Origin of the sequence: Campylobacter sp. RM16188 (genome assembly GCF_012978795.1) — a bacterium.
Lineage (GTDB): Bacteria > Campylobacterota > Campylobacteria > Campylobacterales > Campylobacteraceae > Campylobacter_A > Campylobacter_A canis.
The window spans coordinates 1-662 of the sequence record NZ_LIWQ01000044.1; the positions used below are offsets into that span (position 1 = coordinate 1).

Genomic DNA, 662 nt, shown 5'->3' on the forward strand with positions numbered 1-662 from the left:
CCTACCCAATCCAACGACAACCTAACCTTTGGAGATGAAGATAATGTAATTAACGCCTTAGATGGAGACGATACGATCTATGCAGGAAAAGGTAACGATACTATAGACGGCGGAAAAGGCAATGACACTCTTTACGGTCAAGAAGGAGACGATACTTATAAATTCGGTAGAGGTGATGGATTTGATTTAATTTATAATTATGAATGGAATAATGTTGGCAACGATACTCTTGAATTTAAAGAGGGAATTGCTCCTAATGATCTAGTGATAATGTATGACAAAAATGATGAAAGTAGTTTGATAGTAGGTATAAAAGAAGACGGCAAAAATATAGATGAGCTATCCGACAGGGTTACTTTAAAATCATGGAGAAATCATGGTGGATATTTATTGGAAAACTTTAAATTCTCGGACGGAACCGTTTGGAATGTAGCAGAAATTCAAAAACATATCCATACCGATGGAGATGATGTTATTAGAGGGTTTGATAGTGTAGGCAGTATCTTAGTTGGCGGTAAAGGCAATGATGTTCTTCACGGATCTTATCATGGAAGAAACGATACATACATCTTTAATAAAGGAGACGGAAAAGATACTGTAATAGACAGCGGAGGAGATAACGACACTATCCAATTCGGAGATGGGATAGGCAGGGAAGATGT

At 37.3% G+C, this 662-nt stretch carries 1 protein-coding gene; it reads left to right on the forward strand.

Features of this window, described 5'->3' with window-relative positions; translation table 11 throughout:
* On the forward strand, nt 1-662 hold a 662-nt coding region (locus CDOM16188_RS11115), incomplete at both ends, for a calcium-binding protein (protein WP_301538615.1).